Below are 21169 nucleotides of genomic sequence, written 5' to 3'. Positions count from 1 at the left end.
CCTATTTGTTCCCCTATTTGTTTTCCGAAATGACCATGAAATGGTGCTATATAGCAACATGTTATTATTTATGTTAAAACTGGAGCAGTCGGATAAACGACTCAACTAGTACAACTTATTGGGTCAATATTGAATTGTTAGCAGTTTTAATCAGCAAGGAGCAGATTTATGGATACTCTCTCTATAATTGAGAATGCAATTAATTCAAAAGAAAAACTTATGGTTGTTTACCTAGGAGGAAGTCAACCTGGTGCGGTTCGTGAAATAGCTCCTTTAAGCATAAAAAATGGTAAGGTTAGAGCTCGTTGTTACATGTCAAATGTAATAAAAACCTTTCTTACTGAAAAAATTCAAATAATGGACTCTGATGGGGCATTAACCGAAACAAACTATACACAAGATGAAGTTTACCCCTTATTTCATTCTTACTATGAGGTATATGAATATCTAAAACAGAGGCTGCTTTATTTAGGTTGGCATGTTACTTTCACAAGTGATTCAATCTCAGTACATAAAAAATTTAAAAATGGTAACCCTCGAAAGACAAGCGAGGTATCTATTTATTTTGATGAATATACCTCTGAAATGTTCGCAGATTGGGATTCAGAAGGCTCCTTCACACCAGAGGTCGAAGTGCGCAAAAAAAAGAAGCCATATATGTTTAGCGCTAAAAATGAACAAACATGTGGTTTTAAAACTTTAGAAAAATCGGTACGGAAATTTGTCAAATTTTCAGAACTATTAGCACCAAATAAGTAAGGATACATATGCAAGAGTTAGAATCGCTGAAATCAATGTGGTCAGCAAAAGTAAAAAGAAAAGTGCCTACAATGCCCCAAGTAAAGTACAACTCTGAGCTCAATGTTGGAACTTTAGACAATGATGATTGGTATTTTAAAGTACCGTATGCTTTCAGAGAAGCACTGGATATCAAATTTGAAGAGCGAAAAAAAGATAAAAAGAGTTATATGGTCTGGACTCAAGGGCCTATATTAAGTTTCAAAGATGGTGATACTTTCACTGCCAAAAATCAGAAAAGTGCATTGCAGGTAAGGTTTTCTAACCCTATGGGCTGGGATCCTGAAAAAAATCAGATGTATCAAGGAAGCATAGTATTCGATAAATTCGATGTTTCCGGTCATAAACACACAAAATTAAGCCAGCATTCTTGCACTCAAATGGATTTTCTAAAAATTTTAATTAGTGGCGTAATAAGCTGCTAACAAGTTGCTCAAATAGCCAAAAAAACGTTAGCTTTTGCTTTTTCCTCGCTAATTTTAGCCAACGATGCTTTGCAGCTTAGTAAAGCGTTAAAACGACCGCTTCTGGTACACAGCTGTCCTTCATCTCTAACGCGTTCCTGTCCAAATTTGCGTTAGGGGCACTATCTATTCCTCCCTCATAACAGACACTTACCCCCCTCAAAACCATAAATCAAATACGAGGACGACACTCTGCATCAGCAATCACTGCCTGTGCAATCCAGTGCCTGTTGCAATACGGCTTGATAAGTGCCGTCTGCTTTCATTTGCAACAAGGTGTCATCAAAGCGTTTTTTCAGCTTTTCTCCACGTCTAGTTTTTGGAAATGCAAAATAGCTTGGAATGGCATATGCATATTCTGTATGACGTTTAATTTCATTTTGAATATCAAGTCGGCGTAATATATCCGCTCCACCCAACTGATTGCTGATCACAATATCAACACGACCTGCCAATAAAAGTTTAAAGCTTTGCATGCCTGAATTTGCTTCCACGATTTTATGGATCTGTCCTTGTTTGATTGCTTGGTCAATTTCAAAACCATAACTTACATTTCTGACCAACCCTACGCTTAACTCACTGAGCTCATCTATCGTGCCAGTCAGGTTTAACTTGCTATCTCGTTTACTAAAAATAGACACAGATTGACTGATCAAGACTTGATCAGAGAACAGCATGGTTTTTTTTCGATCTTTAGAACTGTAAATTGTGAAGATGCCATCTGCATGGCCTGACTGGATCTCTCTAATCGCCCTACCCCAAGGCATAAATCGCACCGCAATGGGTATATCCATGCGATTGAATACCTCATTGACCATGGTAATGCCAACGCCTTTGGGCTGGTTGCCTTCTAAATATTGATAGGGAGGATATTCTAATGTCACAAACTGTAATACGCGTGCTGCGAGTGCTTGATGGCTGAACAGCAGTAATAAGCAGGCAGCAAGACAGACTGACAAGTTGCCACATTGACATTTTACTTTGAAAAAGTGCCCAGCCATTACACGCCAATTCATCATGACAGCTTAAAACTCAACCTTTAATTTGATATACGCTCTGCGCCCTCTTGGATCGCCTGTTCTGGGGTCATAGCTGCCCGCAATGTCCACAAAAGGCGGGGCTTTATCCGTTACGTTTACAACCCCCACTGTGATATTTGTATTTACACCGGCTTTTATTAACTCACCCATGTCGACTTCATATTGAAGATCGAGGGTATTAAACGAACTGATTTTCTCTAAGGAAACATCATTTTCATAACTCGCTACATGGCGAAAAAACACATTCGCACTGTGTGCCTCAAACAGCCAGTTTAAGCCAAAGCTGCCTTTAAGCTTGGGCGTCGGATTACCTACCGTATTACGATTTAGTTTGCCAAGTCCATCGCTGACCACACCGGCGTTATCGGTCAAATCATATTCCAAAATATAAGATCCCCAAAGCTGAGGCGTGAGTCGTCCAAAACGTGTGTCCCACTGATACATAGCATTAAAATCTATACCCGATGTATCAATGGCTTCCGCATTAATGAAGCGGGTATTGACGATTGAAATTGTGCCAGCTGATGTGCGAATCACTCGCTCAGGGTCATCTGCAAAGGCGTTTACAACGGCTTGATGGCTTTCTCGCGTAAGCACCTCTTCAAACGAAAAACGCCAATAATCTATATTTATGTCAAACTGATTTATGTTCAAGGTCCCCCCGATATTCAGTGCCGTAGAGGTTTCTGGAACTAAATTAGGGTCACCTACAGTTCGATTGCCACCAAATGTTGTTGAGCCATCTCTGGGATCAGTAATGTTGGCAAAGTTCGTTTGTATTCCTTTTAACTGATGCACAGAAGGCGCACGAAAAGACGTACTATACGACCCTCTCACAGATAGGTTTGAAGAGGCATGCCAAAGCATCGATACCTTAGGATCGGTGGTATCCCCACCTAAGTCACCATAATCTTCATAGCGCAGTGCAAGGCCAAGCTCGAACTGTTCAAAAATAGGTAACCTGAACTCTGTAAATATTGCTTTCACATCACGGTCGCCTTCAACATTTTGATTACCAATCAAAAATGCGAATCTGTCTTGCTGGGTCAAGGCATCATACACAGAACGAATAGACTCTCTTCGATATTGCATACCCAACGCCATTGCCGCATAGCCTGCGTCCATTTCAAACAATTCATCAAATGCAATGACGCCCTCTATAACTTGCATCTCAGACTCTACATTGCCGATATAATCGCCAATGATATAGCCACGGAGTTGCTCATTGGCACTTGCTTGCGGATCAAACGGGTTAAAATACAAGCACTCCCCTGCGCCTGCTACAGCACCAAGGCCTTGCCGACAGTTAATGCCGCCAAACCCAAGCAATGCAGACTGGAAGTTATCCGCTATCACGTCTTTAGGATTTAAAAACGCCTCATTTTTGGCATTCACGTAGGATACTTGCCAATATTTATCTGTATCTATGGCCCCGTCAATCCCAAATGCAACACGGGTAGTTTGATGCGAATAAAAGTTGATTTCCGTGGGTTTGCCCACACCAAATGGGCGTCCTCGGAAGAAAATGTCTTCGTTATAGATATTATTCGGATGACTTGCTAACACGCTAGGGGCATTTAATACCGGAAAACTCGGGGAAACTTCTCTTGTTACGTCGTTATCTGCAAACCCAGCTTCAAACCACAGTTTTGTATCATCATTCCATGCCCATTGTGTACGTATGTATAACTGTAGCCTGTCTTCATTAGGCACCGCTGTAATTTGGGGGGCAAAATCAAACAAACAAAACGAATTACCATTGCTACCCTGCGACACACTCCCACCATTTTGCACACAATTGGGATCCGCAACGGTGAGGCCATCGGGGTTGTCATCATTGGCAAGCGACGGGACGACAAAGCTCCCAGGGTTACCAAAGCTACTAAAAGCAGGTTGCACCCAATCGACCTCTGAGAGCACCAAACTGCTTCGCTCTAAATAACTCGCTGCAACCAAAACATGCCCAGAGTTACCCGTATCGCTACCAAATACAAAATCCACTTTAGTCTCATCTTGGCTGCCATCACTCATCCGTTTGCGATATTCATACTGCACTTCACTGCCATTTAAATCATCTCGACTAATAAAGTTCACAACTCCCGCAACCGCATCTGAGCCATAAATCGCCGATGCCCCGTCTTTGAGGATCTCAACGCGTTGAATTGCCAAGGTCGGAATGAGCGACGCTGTGTCAACAAAACTGGCTCCTTGATCGGTTACAACCGCAGATACCACTTGCCGCCTGCCATTCAATAACACCAAGGTCGATGAGACACCAAGTCCTCTTAAGTTGATATTTGAGGTTCCAACGGTAAAGTTTTGCGTTAAATTATCAGAATTGTTCTGCGCGCCGGCATTAAATGGCAAGGATTCAATGAGATCTCTAACATCATTCACGCCCATTGTCGAAAGTGCTTTTGCATCCATACTTGTGATGGGGATCGGGCTATCAGATTGAATTGAACGCTTTAACCTTGTCCCAGTCACCGATATTTTTTCGATGTCTTGTGCGCCGAGACCTATAGCGGGTAAATACAACAACGACCCTGTGAACAACCAGCCAATAAGTCTTGCCGACTTACAATAAGACATTCCCCCTCCATTTCACACCACATTAGTGGTATCGCAACTAAATGAATACTCTAAATAAGCATAGAAGGTTTTTGGCTATATTCTGGAAAATAATGTTGGGCACTTAAACAAGCACATTATACTGTGAAACAAAAAAGCCCAGCGATTGCTGGGCTTGAATACCATTAATTATAAATGCTTACCACATTTTCGAAATCTTGATATCCGCTGTTGCGCCATCTTCTGATTGACCAACCACTTCAAACATTAAACCAAGCTTAGGTAATTTTGTACCTGTCGCTGGACGAATGTAGTTTGTATAGTCATCCCAATCAGCAAAGCGCGGGTTCGCATTGGTGAACTGATCTCTCCATACCGTTTCTAGGTAACCACCGTTTGCAAGATCAGTACGAGTTGTTTTACCTTCATCACCTAACTGCGGTAACGTGTTAAATGGAGCATCTTTGATCTGTCTGCGGCTGTTTAGAGGTGTAACACTTCTATCCGTTACCCATTGACCTGTCGCGCTATATTCAGTCACATATTCTAAAATTGGGTTTCTGTCCGCATCTACAATGCCAAGGAAACCATGACCTGGGTGTGCAGCAGATAGGTTATCTACACTTGGTACGTCAAAGAATTCAATGATATAAGATGGGTCAACAAACCATACTAGTAGACCTTCTTCCATACCTGCATCTTTTAAACTTGCATCGAAGCCGACATGCTGACGCCACTCTAATAGGTAGTAAGGCGTGTATTGGATAGTACCATCAGATAATGATGCACTATGTGCAAAAGTCACTTTTTCAGGGTTATTAGACGTGATCTCGTTGACCACCGTACCTTTATCAGTAATAGAGATATTGTCTACAGCGACGTATGTTGCGTCACCACCAATTGCATAGTTTTCAATTGTGAGAGTCACATCATCGAACTGCGCTAAAGGAGAAATGTCATAGTTAACTTTCGTCCATTGTGCACTAGTACCACGTACTTTTCTGCCATCCGATGCCATTTCCAATTCAGCGGCATTCGAAGGTGCTAGTGAGCCATAAATGCCCGCACTCGGTACACTCACCATGACTCTTAAACCATATGCGCCATTGAGAGAAGTCGTTGAGTTAAGGTCAAAACTTAACGTCGCAGCTTCAGTGCCTTTCAATGGCTGTGGAAATGAAATCGAGCTATAACTAGTTAAATCAAATGCGTTAGCATTAAGTGGCTCATAAATTCTTTTTGTTTGCTCAGGTAAATTCACTTTAACTAAGTCATTATTCAAGCCTTTAACACCTGCTTGAGAAAACTTAACAGTAACGCCTTGGCCTGTTAACTCTGCTGCATTGATCTCTTGTGATTGGATCCAGTTACCGCCAAACTTATTTTGTAAAAATAGCTTTGCATATGGGCTATAACCGGTTGGTTTAGTACCACCAATCGCACCACCCCAGCTACCAGATGCCATTGAAGAGTATGAAGACACTTTTGCACCCACACCACCGTGTTTATCTTCAGAATAAGCAATATCATACTCATCAGGTAAACCTAAATCATGGCCTAATTCGTGCGCTAATAGACCAATAGTTGCGTCAATAGGCTGAATAACATAGCTGCCAATACGCGCTGTTTTGCCAACGGTTTCATTGACCACATCTGCATTTACAACGTGTCTGTGTGACCAAATATAATTATTGAATGGGCTGTTTGGATCTGGGCGAAGTGCGCGAGGCTCTGACTCTTCACCTAATGTTGAGTGAACAATACTTAAATGATCAATTTGACCATCATTATCTAAGTCGTAATCACTTAAATTAAAGTTTTCATCTGCTAATACGTTATATACAGCTTCTTTAATAAGCGCATGCGTATCAGCTTTATAATAAGGATGTGGAAATTCAGTTTTATACCAACCAAAAACACCACCGTCTACGTCGAAAGAACCACCACTTTGGTCAAGAAAGTATTCACGCATACTTGGCAATCTGTCACCACGAGGACCTACATAACCATTTTTAGAGAAAATCATCTCTTCATAATGTTCAGGTGTATAATCATCATAATAATGCTTATTTGGCGCATTTTCTGGTTTTAGAGAGTTGTGTGGAACATCTGCAAATTCCATTAAAATGGTCAATACTTTACGAGTTGTGACCTCGCCGTGCCACTCACGTGTTTGTGACGTCGTATCACCATTTTGAACGACTAAAGGCACACTAAAATCAGCTGTTAAATTTTTATGTAAATCAGCGTCTTTCTTTAACTTTTCAACTTGAACCGGATCAATAGTTACGTTTTCAGTAGAGGTTTGTGTGTGGTGAGCATGCGCTTGAGCATAACCACTTAATGCACAAATCACAGCTGCTGTAAGTGAGTTCAGCATATATTTTTTCATTATTATTTTCCAAATTATTGAGTCATTAGTGAGCCTGAGCAATGACTATTTACTTGCTCAAAACAATTAAACCCATTTTTTTTCAAAAAACAACAACAAAAACAAAATATTTAAATAAATATTCCATATAAACTTAAAAAAATTGAAATTTTGATACATTATAACAATAAATTTGTACTTATTATAAACATAAACACCCAAACCATGTAAAAACTTTATATTTTAATAAAATAAAATTAATGAAATATAAAATTCTTAACCAGCATTTTTTGAGCTTTAGTGCTTCTATTTCCAAGAGTTATAAACTTCAATACTGGCTACTGTGTTATGCGAGGCAGATTGAAAAGAGTGAATATAATTGTCACATGATTTAAATTGAGGGAAAGGCAAGTAAGCGTAAACATGCTTATAGTGACTATGAAACAACTAAATAGATTAAAGATAATGAATCAAGTCAGTTTTATAGGTGAGCGTATCGAAAAGTGCAGGATAAGTCATAGATCAGGGCACACATCACTGATATTGCCCAATTAAAAAAGTGCCTGTTGTCAGGCACTTTCTCATAGCTTACAGGTTTAACTCTTTAATTTGTTGAGATACGCGGATCCCACTGCGTACAGCACCTTCCATGTAACCTAGATAAAGCGTATCCGTGTGCTCTCCCGCGAAATACACTCGACCTACAGGCTGCTGGAATAACTTCCAATATTTACTTATTTGACCTGGACCATAAGCAATAAAGCCACCTTTTGTCCACTCTTCAGCAACCCAGTTCTGTACTTTTGTATCCACAAGGTACTGCTTAGAGCCTGGATACATGACTTCAATTTCATCCAACCTAGCATCTACGATCTGTTGATCCGTCCACTCTTTTTGTATTTGACTGTAATCTCCTGAGGTATAGGTAATGAGAATGCCACCGGTTCCTTCTTGGCGCTCAGTGGTTTCCCATGTCCACCCAGTTGGAAGGCCACTCGCTACGACTGTATCTCCCCCTAAGTTCTGCTCTAACCAAAAACGTTTGTTATATTGCAGTAATACTTTTGAGTGAGATCCGTAGTTCATATTTCTTGCTGCATCACTCATTTCTTGAGGCAATAAAGGTGTAAACGTAATTTTGTTTAATACCGGTAATGGCACCGTCACGACTACAACATCAGCCTCGTAACTAGCGCCTGTTGTTGTTTCAATCGTTACGCGATCATTTTGTTCGCTAATACTGACAACTGGCTGACTCAAGTGGATATCACCGTCAATATTATCTGCAAAGGCTTGCGCCATCGCCCTACCACCTTTTAAGAAACGGTAGCCTTCTACGTCATCATCGGACACCTGCTCATATACTTTGGCGTACTGCGCTAAATGTAATAGAGACAGATCGCTCGGCTCATCAAATTCACCTCTGACAAATTGCTCTGCAAGCAATTCTGCTTCGGGGTGCAGTTGCAACCCATCAATCCAACTTTGCACAGTCATGAGATCATATTCCTTCGCTTTGTCTAAAAGCGCAGGCTCATCAGGATCAGGGACCGCATCTGCAAGTAAACTTAATTCTTCATAAAAACGATTGTAATCTGCAACAATTTGCGCATCAAAATTGTTTTCAAAATCTGTATAACTTACTAATTTACCATCGACATAGTAAGCACCAGTCTCTATTTCGCCCCAGTAACCCGTGTCTGCAAGCTCAACATTGAACAGGCTGGCATATCGATGAATTTCTTGATGCACTGTTGGCCCATCAATAAACTCACCGCCTATTTCACCATGCTGTTGACCCATATCGTATGTACCTATACGACCACCAATTCTATCCTTTGCTTCGAGGATCGTCACCGAGTAACCAATACTCTCCAGCTCATAAGCAGCTGTCAGTCCAGACAAGCCAGCGCCCACTACCACAGCCTGATTTACTTTAGGCTCTGCTGCAGGTTTTGCCTGTTGAACTACGACCTCATTGGTATCATTGCTGCCACATGCTGATAATACTGTAGAAAATACCACAGTACTGACAATGATACGCAAAGAGTCCTTTCTCTCTGAAAACTTCATAAACACCTCTTAAACCTAAAAATCACAAAACATAAATAACAAATTTATTTAGATATATTTCAATCTATTAGCCCTTAAAATTTACCATTTTAAAAACGGGAGCACGCTATCATGACCCCAATATATTAACAAGGACAAAATGATGTTAACGTACAAGCAGGTGAAAAATATGCCCTTCACCTTAGAGAAACTAAAATATTGGCTCAGCGCACTATGGAACCTACAGGGGACGAAATACTAGGATTTCTTGCTCAGCATCCACAGGCTGAAATGCAAGATCTGAGGCCATCTTGACCGCGATACGCCTTTTTTCGATTAGGACAAACGCAGCGCTTGGCAAAGGACTATGACGCTCATTCAATCTTTGTGGATCGTATTGCAAAGCAAGCAAACGAGAAAAGTTTGAACCCGGTGCGAGATTTCGCTCCGTGCCTTGATAAAGCGCGAGGTCATCTACAACACACAATAAAGTATACAAGCCCTGATCTTTTTCTGGTGCGACTAAGTACTGAGTTAACTCATCAACAGACACGCCAGTGCGTAAGGCTTTATACACTTCCTGAAAGCTATCAATATAAGAGACAAACTGAAGTTGTTCGGCGAGCGCTTGTAGCCTAGTGTGCCTTTGTAAATCAGACTCCTCTGGGTGCATTTTATTTTCTATCGCACGCCAAGGTGCCAAAGACTCCTTCAGCTTTTTCAATACTTGTGCCTGGTTTTTGACCTCGCTTTCTTGTTGACGTTTTAGCTGTTCAGCAAGTTGCTGCTGATGTTGCAATTGAACCTCTTTGACATGTACCTCAGCACGTTTTTTATTACCGCTTTCAAACGCATGGATTTTTATATTCATTTCCTCCTGTGCTTGCGCAAAAGATAACTGTTCACCATATCGATTAATAATATAAGCATTAGTATGGATATAATCAGGGTTTATGGATATAAGTTCGTTCAACAAATTTTGATAAGTATCGTATAACGCCTGCTCTTGCGCTAATGTAGCTTCGGTACCACAATGCGGATCATCCAGCCAGCATGCTTCGCGCATGTTACCCACAGTAACGTACATTTCCTTTATTAAATCAACTAGTTTATTCAGAATGCTCTCCACACTTCTCTTTGATTAATTCATTATTTAAACAATTAGAACTCAAAAACCACATCACTACAATCAGCAAACACAATCAACGTAGGAGCAATCCAAACCTTTATCCATAATGGACTAATAAAAGTCTAACGTAGAAATTTAAGCAAAATTAATAAAACAAAACCAAATAAAATACACACTTGATAAAAATACAAATAACAAATACCATAAAAAAATAAAAATTTTAAAAGGAATTTAACGCAAGAACCAGCCACAAAAATCAGAAAAAATTAAATTAATAAAAAACCCGGCTTTTAAATTAAAAGCAGACAATAAAAATATTACTGTTTTCATTTGAGATAACTAGAAAAATTTCAACATAGGTAATTCAAATATTAGCCACCCAACGGAATTGAAAATTTAATAAAAAGTTAATGGACAATAATGAAATTAATAAAAATAGCACTACTTATACTATTGCTTGGCCCTAATTTCTTAGTCAGTGCCTCTACCCTGACTACCACCGATAGCAATATAAGCTTTCTAAGCGGTGATAAAGATAAACTAATCATTGCGCCTCCTAACCAACATGGTATTTCCTATAACCGTTTTACAAATTTTACTGTCGACAAACCACTCCTTATGCTCGATCCAAATGGGTTAGCTAGCTCAGATGCTGGAACTAAACTCAAAACGATCGTGATCCATGCCAATAGCTTGTCATTAAAAAGTGAACTTGCATTTGCATCAGGAGACATTGACGCAAACATCGTATTTGTCGTAAATAATGATAATGGCTTAATTAGCTGTAGTAGCTGTTCATTTAAAGGTTACCCCAGGATTACGCTTGCTGTTGCAGACAGTTCTAGTGGTTATTCTAAAAATATGAGCAGCATAGGTAATTTAACCAATAGAAATGCCGGTCGAATCTCCTTAAACAACTTATCAGCACCGGACGCGACGTCAATTGAAACGCATTCTCAATATATCTCAACAGCAGGAAACATCAGCTCAACTTTCAGAGCCAGTGCAAGCGGTTCACATCACAAGATAAGTAATTCGGGCCTGGTTGGGGTAAGCGGCGGCTTTAACTTTTTCCTTGGCCGGATGACAGTGGATTACAACACCCACGAGATCGTTGACGCAGACCAAGTGACTACTCTCGGTGCAATCACATTTTCAGGCACCATCCACGGTGCAGGCGTTTCTATCGTCAGCGCAAGACCCGTCACCATCAATTCAGGTGCAAAAATCACAACTCAATCCGATATCATGGCAACAAGTCATTTTGGGGACGATTTCTTCGTACCGACAGGCAACATTGATATTGTAATGCTTAGTCAGACAACAGCTTTAGGCACAATCAACAATAAAGGCTCTGTACTGTCTGATACCGGCATCAATATACAAGCCATCAGACTCTACAATAGCGGAACAATCAAAGGACACAACGCAGAAGTCACAATTAAAGACCAAGCGCAAAATTTGGGCACAATTGAAATGTCTGGTAAGTTTGAGCTTAGTGCAAAAACAATTGATAACCGCAAAGTACTTGCAGGTAATACATTGCGCGCACACGCAACCGATGCTGTATTTAACCACTTTGGTGGCAGTATAGTTGGCTACAATGTGTCATTTGAAACCGACTACTTTATTAATGGCTCGCGTATCGCATCTGTACCCACAATTAAAAAGCATAGCGCATTAACCATTGAGGACGGTCTAGAACCTGCAGAAAAGTACGGTGTTTTTAATACCAATAGCTTTGCACGCTTTACAAGCGCTCAGCTCAGTGCTAACCGACCAGCTCATATCAGTGCAACACATTTAAATATCAAAGCAAACGTACTGGAAAACATTAACCCTTATTACAAAGAAAGGGGTAGTGCAGCGTGGCCTGGGAAAGTAAACTTAGACTATGCAAAGTCTAGGCAAGTTAGCATTACCGCACAATACACTCTGAAGCTGCATAGCAGCACATACGTATTGAACAGTAGTGCGATTCTTGGCCTTGAAAACGTTGGTGAATTCACGATCAATACGCCAAAATTACAAAATGAGCGTTATCGATTTGACTCTAAAGGCTATGTTTTCCATAAAAAACAGCACAATAGTGCAAATGAACAACATTCTGTAAAAAGTCCACTGGCGGTAACCGCATCAGCACACGTCGATGCAATTTCTCCGATGGCGGCGCTGTACAGCTTTGGAGAATTTAACCACTCACCTCTAAACAGTAGTGCATCGACAACATTCACTAACCTTGCAAGCTTTTTGCAAATCCATGGTCGCTCTAACTTTTACAAAACTACTTTCGGCTCCATTGCTATCTCAGCGTCATCTGAATATCAAGAAGGGTTAACGCCTGCATGTATTACCAATGCATGTAATATCGATAGCTATGAAGAAAACTACACACAGACCACATTTACTTCTTTTTTAGATGATGTTAATGGACTAAGTACAGACTTTTTGGTTCAAACAAATCTGCAGCTTGAAGCCTCTATCGAACAAGATGTTAAATGGTACCAAGACAAATTTATCGCAGAAAAAAAAGCGGCTTTCGGCGATGAATATCACCCAACACACGGTAAAATGTTCCACTACAATGTCAGGGAACAAAAAACCACCTCAGCAAGGCACCTCATCATTACTATTTATGAGTGTCGACTCAGTATATTGCAAGATGGCGAAACGTTCGGCAACAAACGTTGTGTGCCAACTGAGTACAGCAAGCCATTTTCAGAAATTTTAGAAGAAGCAGCCGCAAATCGTCCTATACCAGGTACATCCCACACAGCTAAGCAACTCGGTGAATTGATTAAGATTTACATGGGTAGGTTTAATGGTTTCGGGCAAATGTATCAGACCTATACTGACAGTGAGGGCTTCCCAGACACCCGCATGGTGGACGGTTATTGGGGCAATGTCTATGCAAACGCTTTCTTCACACCAAAACTTAACTCAAGCGGTGCTGTCGAGTTGGAAGTTAAATACTTCCGTCACTTCTTTAAAACCACAGCGCTACAAAGCCCGCATGTGAATTTACAAAATTATAACCCTTATAAAGAGTACACTAAAGTAATTGCTTACAATGACTTAAAAGATCCAACGCCTCCAATACCTGCAAATCGTACTGTCGCTTACAACAATAAGACCGGTCGACTGGTGCTTAATTGGGGCAATGTTTTAGTCCCGCATCACAGCTACATTTTGGAGACTGACTTAAGCAGCGCTGCAATACGTACCACACAAAGCTGGCGTGCATACACCAAAAAAACTGATGGAAAAGTCAAGTTTAGAGTTAAAGCATGTACCAAGTATCAAAATAGAGAATATTGCAGCGCTTTCAGTCCTTGGAAAGAGCAAACCGTAGATTATGTCGGCGGTGGCAGTAGCGGCGGCGGCAGTGGCGGCGGTGGCGGCGGCGGTGATGACGATAAACCACCATGTGAAGGCTGTGCGCTAGAGTAAGTAAGGGAGAAAAATAATAATGAATACATCAATGGAAAACATAAAACGCTCCTTTTGGCATAAAGCCACAAGTTATGGGATGGCGTTTTTTATGATGCTGCAGCTCACGCTGCCAAGTGTTGCATCTGCAATGACAAGTGTTTCAAGCGGACAAGTAGAACATGATTTAACCTCAGAGCAAATGTTTATTAGATCTGTGGTTAGTGATTATTTGTACCAACGTTCTAGTTATATACCAAAGCCATCCAGTTCATATGGCAACCAGAGTATTGCCGAGTTTCACAGTAAATTAAAAACTTCAGCAATTTACCGTTTACCCAATGTAATGGAAACCGACTACATTCCGATTGTAGGTGACATCACCATCATCATACCCCAAGAACGGACAACCTATCCGCTTCAAAAACAGGTTGGTGATAGCTTTGTACAGAAAAAGTTAATTGGTGAACAAATCAAGCGACTTATTGGCCGAACCTACTACAAAGATACGTTTACCAGCGAAGAGCAGCAAATAAACCAGTTGTATGTGAATGCAATGACCGTTGCTAAACGTGCTTCGTTTACCAATATGTTTGGCGCACAGTTGCCCAGTAACATTGCTGATACACTCAATATTGATTTTATCTGGCCTGAGTCACGAAATATCGGTGGTAATTATGTGTTAGTGCCAGTGGTTCACCTGCGTACAAGCGTTGTAAACTCACAAAGTATCGACGGCACGCATACAGTTGAATTTAGAAAATCAAATGCCTCATTTAAGTCAGCAACAATCTCAAACGCCGACTTAAAAATTCAGCGAGACGCCTCTTTTAGTACCATCAATGACTTAGTCATTGGCTCAAAGTCCAGCATTACCTTAAGTAAAGATGCATCCAAAATTTACGCTGGTGTCAGTTACATGGATGACGGTCACGGAAATATCAAGGGCGTCGCTTCAGGCACACTGTTTAATTATGGCCAAATCAATGCCGAGCGTAATGTCAGCATTGTGGCAGGTAACTATGAACAAAAAACACTTGCTCACAGATTCAAAACGCCTCATGGCTATGAAGATCACCTAGGTCGAGTCGCTTCAATTAATGCTGGCGGCGGCATCTCAATACAAACATTCAATGACATCGAGCTAGTCGGAGCCCAGCTAAACGCTAATGGTGGGAGCATTACCCTAACAGCTGATGGAAACATAAAAATAGGCAGTACTCCACTTACGCACAGCAGTGAATTTAAAGTCGGACAGTACGACAAGAAAAAAGAAGGGATCAGCTACTACCAATCAGTCTTAAGTGCCAGCGATACCATTCAGCTATTGGCTAAGGGAGAGCTTGAAATATCGGGGGCAGAATTCCTCGCAGATACTGGCCTCATTGAGCTTATGGGTGCCAATGGCGTCACTATTGTTAATGATGTTAACAGCGAATCTTACAATGCTTCAGACAGTCAAGGTAGCTCGACAGATATAATACAAGAGCTCAAATCAATTGCTGTCACCGCAGCGTTAGATGCGGGTAAAGGCGTTATTATTCGAAGCCCACTTGGCGATATCAAACTTCAAGGTGTTCAGATCCATAGCCAAGATGGCGCAAACATCAGTGCCGAAAGCGGCAAAGTTGAGCTGTTGCTGGCGCAAGATACCTATAAGTATTATCGACACTCAAAGCAGGAAAACTTCTGGAGAATTAAAACACGCACTGAAGATGAACAGCGTGAACGCCCTATTTACAACACCATTACCGGTGGTGTAGAAATCAATGCAGCACAAGGTATCGAGCTTGAATTAGCAAAAATTGACGGTCAACCGGATCCTTCCCTTTCCACACTAAAACAGGAGTTTAATAAGCACCAAGGGCTAAAGTGGATGACGACACTCGCCGAAAAATCCAACTTACGTTGCCCATCGGTACCAGACCATACTCTAGATTATGGCTATCTGTCTAACGGAAGTTATAACCTTTATAAAGAGTTACAACTGAAACGCGAATCATGTCTCAACGAGTCTACGGTAGACATCGCGTTTAAAGCACTAAAAGATCATCGCACCGTCGACACGACTCGCTCACTCACACCAGCGGCAATGGCCATTATTGCGATAGCAGTCTCGGTGGCTATGGGCCCAGGAGGTTTCGAACTTGTTGGTGCAGAAGGCGCTAAGCTAAGCGCTACAACGCTTGGAAAGTCAATTACTACTGTCATAGGTCAAGAGGCATTTGCAGCCGGCGTTATCTCAATCGCGACGCAAGCAGCATCAAGCTTAGCAATTGGACGAGGGCTCGATGGCACTGTTAAAGACTTACTGTCATCTGATGGGATCAGAGCAACCGCCACAGCGATTGTTACAGCAGGACTGGCTGATAAGTACCTACCCGATATAGCGCTAGATACCAGCTATGATCTCTTCAATCAGATCGGCGATGCCATTGTTCACAGTAGTATGAATGCGACTGTTAACTGGGCAATACAAGGTGGCAGCTTATCTGAACTCGATAATCAAATTGTCGCAGGTGTTAAATCTTTTGCAGTGCAGCGCTTAGGCCAAGCTTTTGTGAAAAAAATTGATGCGACCTTTGATGTATTCAGTAATAAAAATGCTGAATATGCAATGAATTATATCGCACATGCATTTTCTGGATGCGTAGTTGGTATTATCTCAGGAGAGGCAAATAGTACGCCTGATCATGATAAATCTAAGTCTTGTACTATCAATGCAGGAGCCAGTGTACTTGGCCGCTACATTGGAGTTAAAAAAGCGGAAGCGGATCAAAAATACAATGAGTTCAAGTCTTACGAGAAAAAGTTTCATGATAATTTTTCGGAAAAGTTACTTAACTCTGATCTAACTCATAATCAAGTAAGTGCTATCGTAGATGATGCATCACAAGGTGCGACACGTGCATTTTTAAATAAATATGGTACAGATGAACTAGCACGTTTATATGCAGGATTATTAACATTCTTGAGCGGGGCGGGTGCTGAGCACATTAACATGGCTGCAAATACTGCAGGAGCTCAAACTCAAGCAGTTATTTCATTGATGTATGCTAAACACCTTTCGATTGAGGCTCAACATATTCTCAGAGTTCGCGACGCAAACTTTGATAATTCAAGTCAAATGCCAACTCGTCAACAAATAAACGATGTCCTCGCAAGCTTCAATGAAGATGTTGTCCTAAAGCAAAAGGGAATTCAAAGCCGACTCATTTCAGCAGAGGAATATAAAGAGCTTATTATTGCAACGCTGCAAGAAAATAACATTCACGGCAATGAATTAAATAAAGTACTAGAAACCGTAGACATAGACTCTCTGACTCAAAGTTTAGAGAAAGCCACATATGATCTGGCTAGGTTAGGTAAGACTTTCACCTGTTCCCCTAATAGTTCAATGCTAAAGTGTGACAAATATCTTCTTGAAGCATTTGGGCTAGGTGACCAAATAGATGATAGAAGATTGCTTGATAGAGCTGCGGCTGCAAGGGGCACGCAAAAAGGCCCAACCGAGGTACAAAAACTTGTTGCTGAAATGACACTGGCAATTCAACCTGTAGCTCAACCTATTGACGAAATTGCAGTTGCATTAGTTAAAGAGTATGGCGATGCAATAGAGCAAGCTTCTGGTGTTTTAATGGTTTTAGACATGATTAAAGCCCCTATTGCATCTGCAGCTAAATTGGCTCTAAATCAAACTCCTCTAGTTCAACAATATGAAGATGCCATTGGTAGGTTACATACACAAGCGGTGACTTACGTTGCTCAAGGTAGTGATAAACTCCAACCTGGTGATGTATCAAGTACACTGTCGGGCATGCTGATAGCAGGCGAAATAGCGGTGAGCGTTGCCACTTTACCTAAAACAGTCCGAGACTTAAATGTCAGTAAAGCGATGTTCCAAAACGAAGGTATGGTGGTATTACGCGAATATCCACGCCCTTGTGGTGCAGGGCTTAGATCTGCGTCTCAATACTCCGCCTTTGACAGCTATGATTCAACTTACGAAGAATCATATCAGGAGTCTTACCCTTCAGAGCTAGACCCTTATCAAGTGACGGCTTACTCAGCGTACACACCTATGTCAAGCGGTTGTAATGCCAACATCAAGAATGTTGAAACCCCATCGGGTACATTCATCCGCTTTGATGCAAATAATAAGGCAGCATCTTGGGAAGAGTTTAAAGCACTCAACCCAAATACATCGCTCAAAGAATTTGACTTTTACGATAACGCCTTTAACCAAGAAAAGGTCTTTAACCCTGATACTAAGCGCTTTGTTACAGTTGTTGATGGCAAACAAATAACTAAGACAGCTAATAATCTGATTCAGCCACAATCGTTCTCTATGATTGACATGAATGTCACCAACAAATCGGTGACTGATCGCGATGGTACAACCCATACCTACCAACAGGTCTCTGATGCTAAACGCCGTATCGAAAAACGCAAAAAAGAGATTCAGAAACTGTTCCCTGAAACGTACACTAAAAATGCTGAGTATAAATCGTTATTAAATGAAGGACGCAAGTACAGTGAACGAGGTGGTACCATTGCCGGTAAAGCCGCTATGGAATACATTGGCAATGAAAAAAATGCTAATGTACGCAGTATTTTGGCTGAATACCCAGATGGTACCCTCAATAGTAACTTTGATGACATCATTGAAATTGAAATTAGTGGCGTAAAAACCTATGCTGTTATCGAAAATAAAGGCGGCAGTGCAATACTTGGGACTCGTATCGCTACAGATGATACAGGTAAAACAATCCGTGCACAGCAGGGAACCAAGGAGTATCACTATAGCTTACTAGAATCTATGGAAGCGAAGCTTGCTAACATGAAAAATGATCCTAGGCGAGGTCACGATCCAGAGTTTAATAGAGGCTATCAGGCTGTCCAGGAGATGTACAACACCATTAAGAATAGCCCGGTTGAATTTTACCATGTATCGCAAACCTACGATGCATACGGAAATCCAGCTGAAATTAAAATCAATCGACATCCTGATATTCCAGGAAGACAATAACAATTAATCAAGGGGCAGCAATGCCCCTTTTAAAGGTTTGTTTATGACACATATAAAACTCCACACACGGCACTATGATGATATGGAATTGTACAAAAAGTTATTCATCATGATAGCAGAGGAAGATCAGCAAAGTATCAAAAATCAACTGGAAAAGTTACCTACCCTTGGGCCAATCACAACGATATGGGAGCTATCTAAGATTGCAGAGTCAATTGCTTTACAAAACTATCTGCATTTCTGCTTTTTCTCCCAACCTGAACAGCTAAAAGTCTTAATAGCACACTGGCGAATAATTACTGATATATATAGGCATATGGCAATTGCGGAAAAGCTTCCTGTCGGAGAAAGAAAAGCCTTTCGAATTTTTGACACAGAGTTCGATTTAGTTAAGGCACCCGAGAACAAGAAACGTACTCCCTTAACATTATGCTTTATGCTAGAGATGGCCATCATTATGCGCGATAAAGCATGTGCAGAAATATTGCTCGACTCTATCCCAGGTGAAACCATGAAAATAGATGGTAAACACGACACCGTGGAAGGCCTTACAGCACACGCAAACTTCATTCACTCAGCCATATATGGCAATAGTGAGCCTGTAACACTATTAGAAAAGTGTAATGCACTCAATAAGCAGATTTCCACAGACTATTGCTATGACTTGAGCTTGTGGCAAGCCCTCGATGAACTCAGAACCACACAAGACCTAGCAGCCTTTGAAGCCGCTGTAGTCGCGCAATTTACTCGTCACAGTAACATGCACAAACATGACTCAGGGCTTATTACTCATATGCTGCCAAAGCAGCTCATCGCCCCAGTTTGTATTGCTCATGATAAATATGGTTATGTGCCACAACACCAAAATGACTACTTGCCCGAGTGGTTGTTAACAGGCAAGTTTGAACAAGCTATTCCCAGTTGCGATAAATAATCTATATTGCAAAGTAGCAAAGGGGTGAAATCAAGGATGACTCCCAACATGATGAGAAAGCACGCAAGGCAAACGGGCCTTAATCATGATGTACCTTGCCAGTACGACTTTTTACTGGCAAGGACACACAAAGTGTTATTTACTGCCTTGCTTTATGATCCGCTAATCGAAATACAAGACGGCCACTACAACCACTGTCGGCAGCACCGCATTGGATGCGAGATGTAGCTCGATTAAACGACCAACCATAATCGTGCCACCCCCCGCGAAGTATGCCATCCAAACCATCATCTTCCATCCCTAAGATCAATGGATATGCCTGCAGTGGCATACGATAACCGGGCACATCATCCAACACCCACTCCGCTTGGTTACCTATCATACCCAATAATCCAAACGCATTAGCTGGCCCCTGCTCTGCTTCGCTGAATGTTCTATAACCATGCATAGCATCTTTGTGCCGCTCTTGTAGCGCATAATCTGGGTTTGGTTCATTTCCCCAATAAAACAAAGTATTACTCCCTGCTCTACATGCATATTCCCATTCAATATCAGAAGGTAATGACAAGCCTAATCTCATTGCCCAGTCCTGAACATCGTGCCTTTTCACGGCATCAATTGGGTGATTGTCGCCGAACTGTCGGTGTAATCGAAAGCCTTTATGCGCTATCCATACCGATTCGGTTATCGCAAAGCGAGAAATCAACATGGGGGGGACAGTCACTGATTCTCTGACGTGTGCGCCGTTTTCATCTAACTCATTAGTGGGAAAATATTCAAGCAAGTCCGTCGAATAATGATTGCACACATACTCATATTGCTGTTCATCTAAGCCAGCTTGAAAATGAGTGCAGCCGGGCAATAAGTGAAAGGTCATACCCGTTGTTATGTGCTTAAATACGCCAATACGGTGTTGCAACGCTGCGCAAGAAAAAGTCTCGATTGAAATGAACTCAAAATGCTTGTCCAATGCATTATGCTGTATAAAGTCTTTAACTGCTTGATGTTGGGCTGTTTCTGAAGCTTGTCCCCAGAGATGTAAGTCTTCTAAAATCATAATATTATTAGCTTTATTGTTATTAAGTGTTGGAGATAATGCCATTATTCTACCTCAATAATTAAATTAAAAGCATAACTAAATAACAGTGTATTTCTCTGATGCACAGCATATGAACTCCCCCTTAATTTCATATACATGACCACCAGATACATTATTGCAATTATTGGTTCTTTAACCATTTTCCCTTCAAAAAAACCATGCAACCTGTTCAAAAAGAACCCAAAACGTAAACAATTGTAAAAATTAGAACGTTCTTTATTGTATACAGAAAGCATCAAATAATTAAAAAATG

11 protein-coding genes are annotated in these 21169 nt (G+C 41.1%); 5 read left to right on the top strand and 6 right to left on the bottom strand.

Annotated elements, in window-relative coordinates; translation table 11 throughout:
- The first annotated feature begins 168 nt into the window (after positions 1–168).
- A complete protein-coding gene (locus N473_RS21965; RefSeq protein ID WP_063369788.1) occupies positions 169–759 on the top strand; it encodes a hypothetical protein in 591 nt (196 codons plus the stop codon).
- A gap of 8 nt (positions 760–767) precedes the next feature.
- Positions 768–1223, top strand: coding sequence for a hypothetical protein (locus N473_RS21960; protein ID WP_063369787.1), 456 nt, complete (start codon positions 768–770; stop codon positions 1221–1223).
- A gap of 236 nt (positions 1224–1459) precedes the next feature.
- Here N473_RS21960 and N473_RS21955 read toward each other — a convergent pair whose 3' ends face one another.
- The 5 genes from N473_RS21955 to N473_RS21935 form a co-directional block, all read right to left on the bottom strand.
- Entirely contained in the window at positions 1460–2281 is an 822-nt protein-coding gene (locus N473_RS21955; RefSeq protein ID WP_081221357.1) for a substrate-binding periplasmic protein, read from the bottom strand.
- A 6-nt stretch (positions 2282–2287) separates the two neighbouring features.
- Positions 2288–4894: a TonB-dependent receptor plug domain-containing protein gene (locus tag N473_RS21950; RefSeq protein WP_063369786.1), complete on the bottom strand. Its 2607-nt coding sequence runs from the start codon at positions 4892–4894 to the stop codon at positions 2288–2290.
- A gap of 178 nt (positions 4895–5072) precedes the next feature.
- Positions 5073–7265: an immune inhibitor A domain-containing protein gene (locus N473_RS21945; protein WP_063369785.1), complete on the bottom strand. Its 2193-nt coding sequence runs from the start codon at positions 7263–7265 to the stop codon at positions 5073–5075.
- Between the two features lie 567 nt (positions 7266–7832).
- The gene (locus N473_RS21940) at positions 7833–9317 is read right to left on the bottom strand and encodes a flavin monoamine oxidase family protein (RefSeq protein ID WP_063369784.1); all 1485 of its coding nucleotides are present in this window, start codon (positions 9315–9317) and stop codon (positions 7833–7835) included.
- Positions 9318–9537: 220 nt separating this feature from the next.
- Positions 9538–10371 carry a hypothetical protein gene (locus tag N473_RS21935; RefSeq protein ID WP_155735696.1) on the bottom strand — a complete coding sequence of 278 codons (834 nt, stop codon included), beginning with the start codon at positions 10369–10371 and terminating at the stop codon, positions 9538–9540.
- A 474-nt stretch (positions 10372–10845) separates the two neighbouring features.
- On the opposite strand from N473_RS21935, the gene N473_RS21930 reads away from it, so the two are divergent.
- From N473_RS21930 to N473_RS21920, 3 genes are read left to right on the top strand one after another with little or no spacing between them, the layout of a single operon-like run.
- Positions 10846–13875, top strand: coding sequence for a hypothetical protein (locus N473_RS21930; RefSeq protein WP_063369782.1), 3030 nt, complete (start codon positions 10846–10848; stop codon positions 13873–13875).
- A gap of 19 nt (positions 13876–13894) precedes the next feature.
- On the top strand, positions 13895–18883 hold the full coding sequence (locus N473_RS21925) for a DUF637 domain-containing protein (RefSeq protein WP_081221356.1): 4989 nt from the start codon (positions 13895–13897) through the stop codon (positions 18881–18883).
- Between the two features lie 43 nt (positions 18884–18926).
- On the top strand, positions 18927–19817 hold the full coding sequence (locus N473_RS21920; protein WP_063369780.1) for an Imm49 family immunity protein: 891 nt from the start codon (positions 18927–18929) through the stop codon (positions 19815–19817).
- A gap of 139 nt (positions 19818–19956) precedes the next feature.
- Here N473_RS21920 and N473_RS21915 read toward each other — a convergent pair whose 3' ends face one another.
- Positions 19957–20919, bottom strand: coding sequence for a formylglycine-generating enzyme family protein (locus N473_RS21915; RefSeq protein ID WP_063369779.1), 963 nt, complete (start codon positions 20917–20919; stop codon positions 19957–19959).
- Positions 20920–21169: the final 250 nt, after the last annotated feature.

This window comes from Pseudoalteromonas luteoviolacea CPMOR-1, assembly GCF_001625685.1.
GTDB classification, from domain to species: domain Bacteria; phylum Pseudomonadota; class Gammaproteobacteria; order Enterobacterales; family Alteromonadaceae; genus Pseudoalteromonas; species Pseudoalteromonas luteoviolacea_K.
The sequence above is the reverse complement of the archived record's forward strand: the minus strand, read 5'-3'. Positions and strand labels throughout refer to the sequence as shown.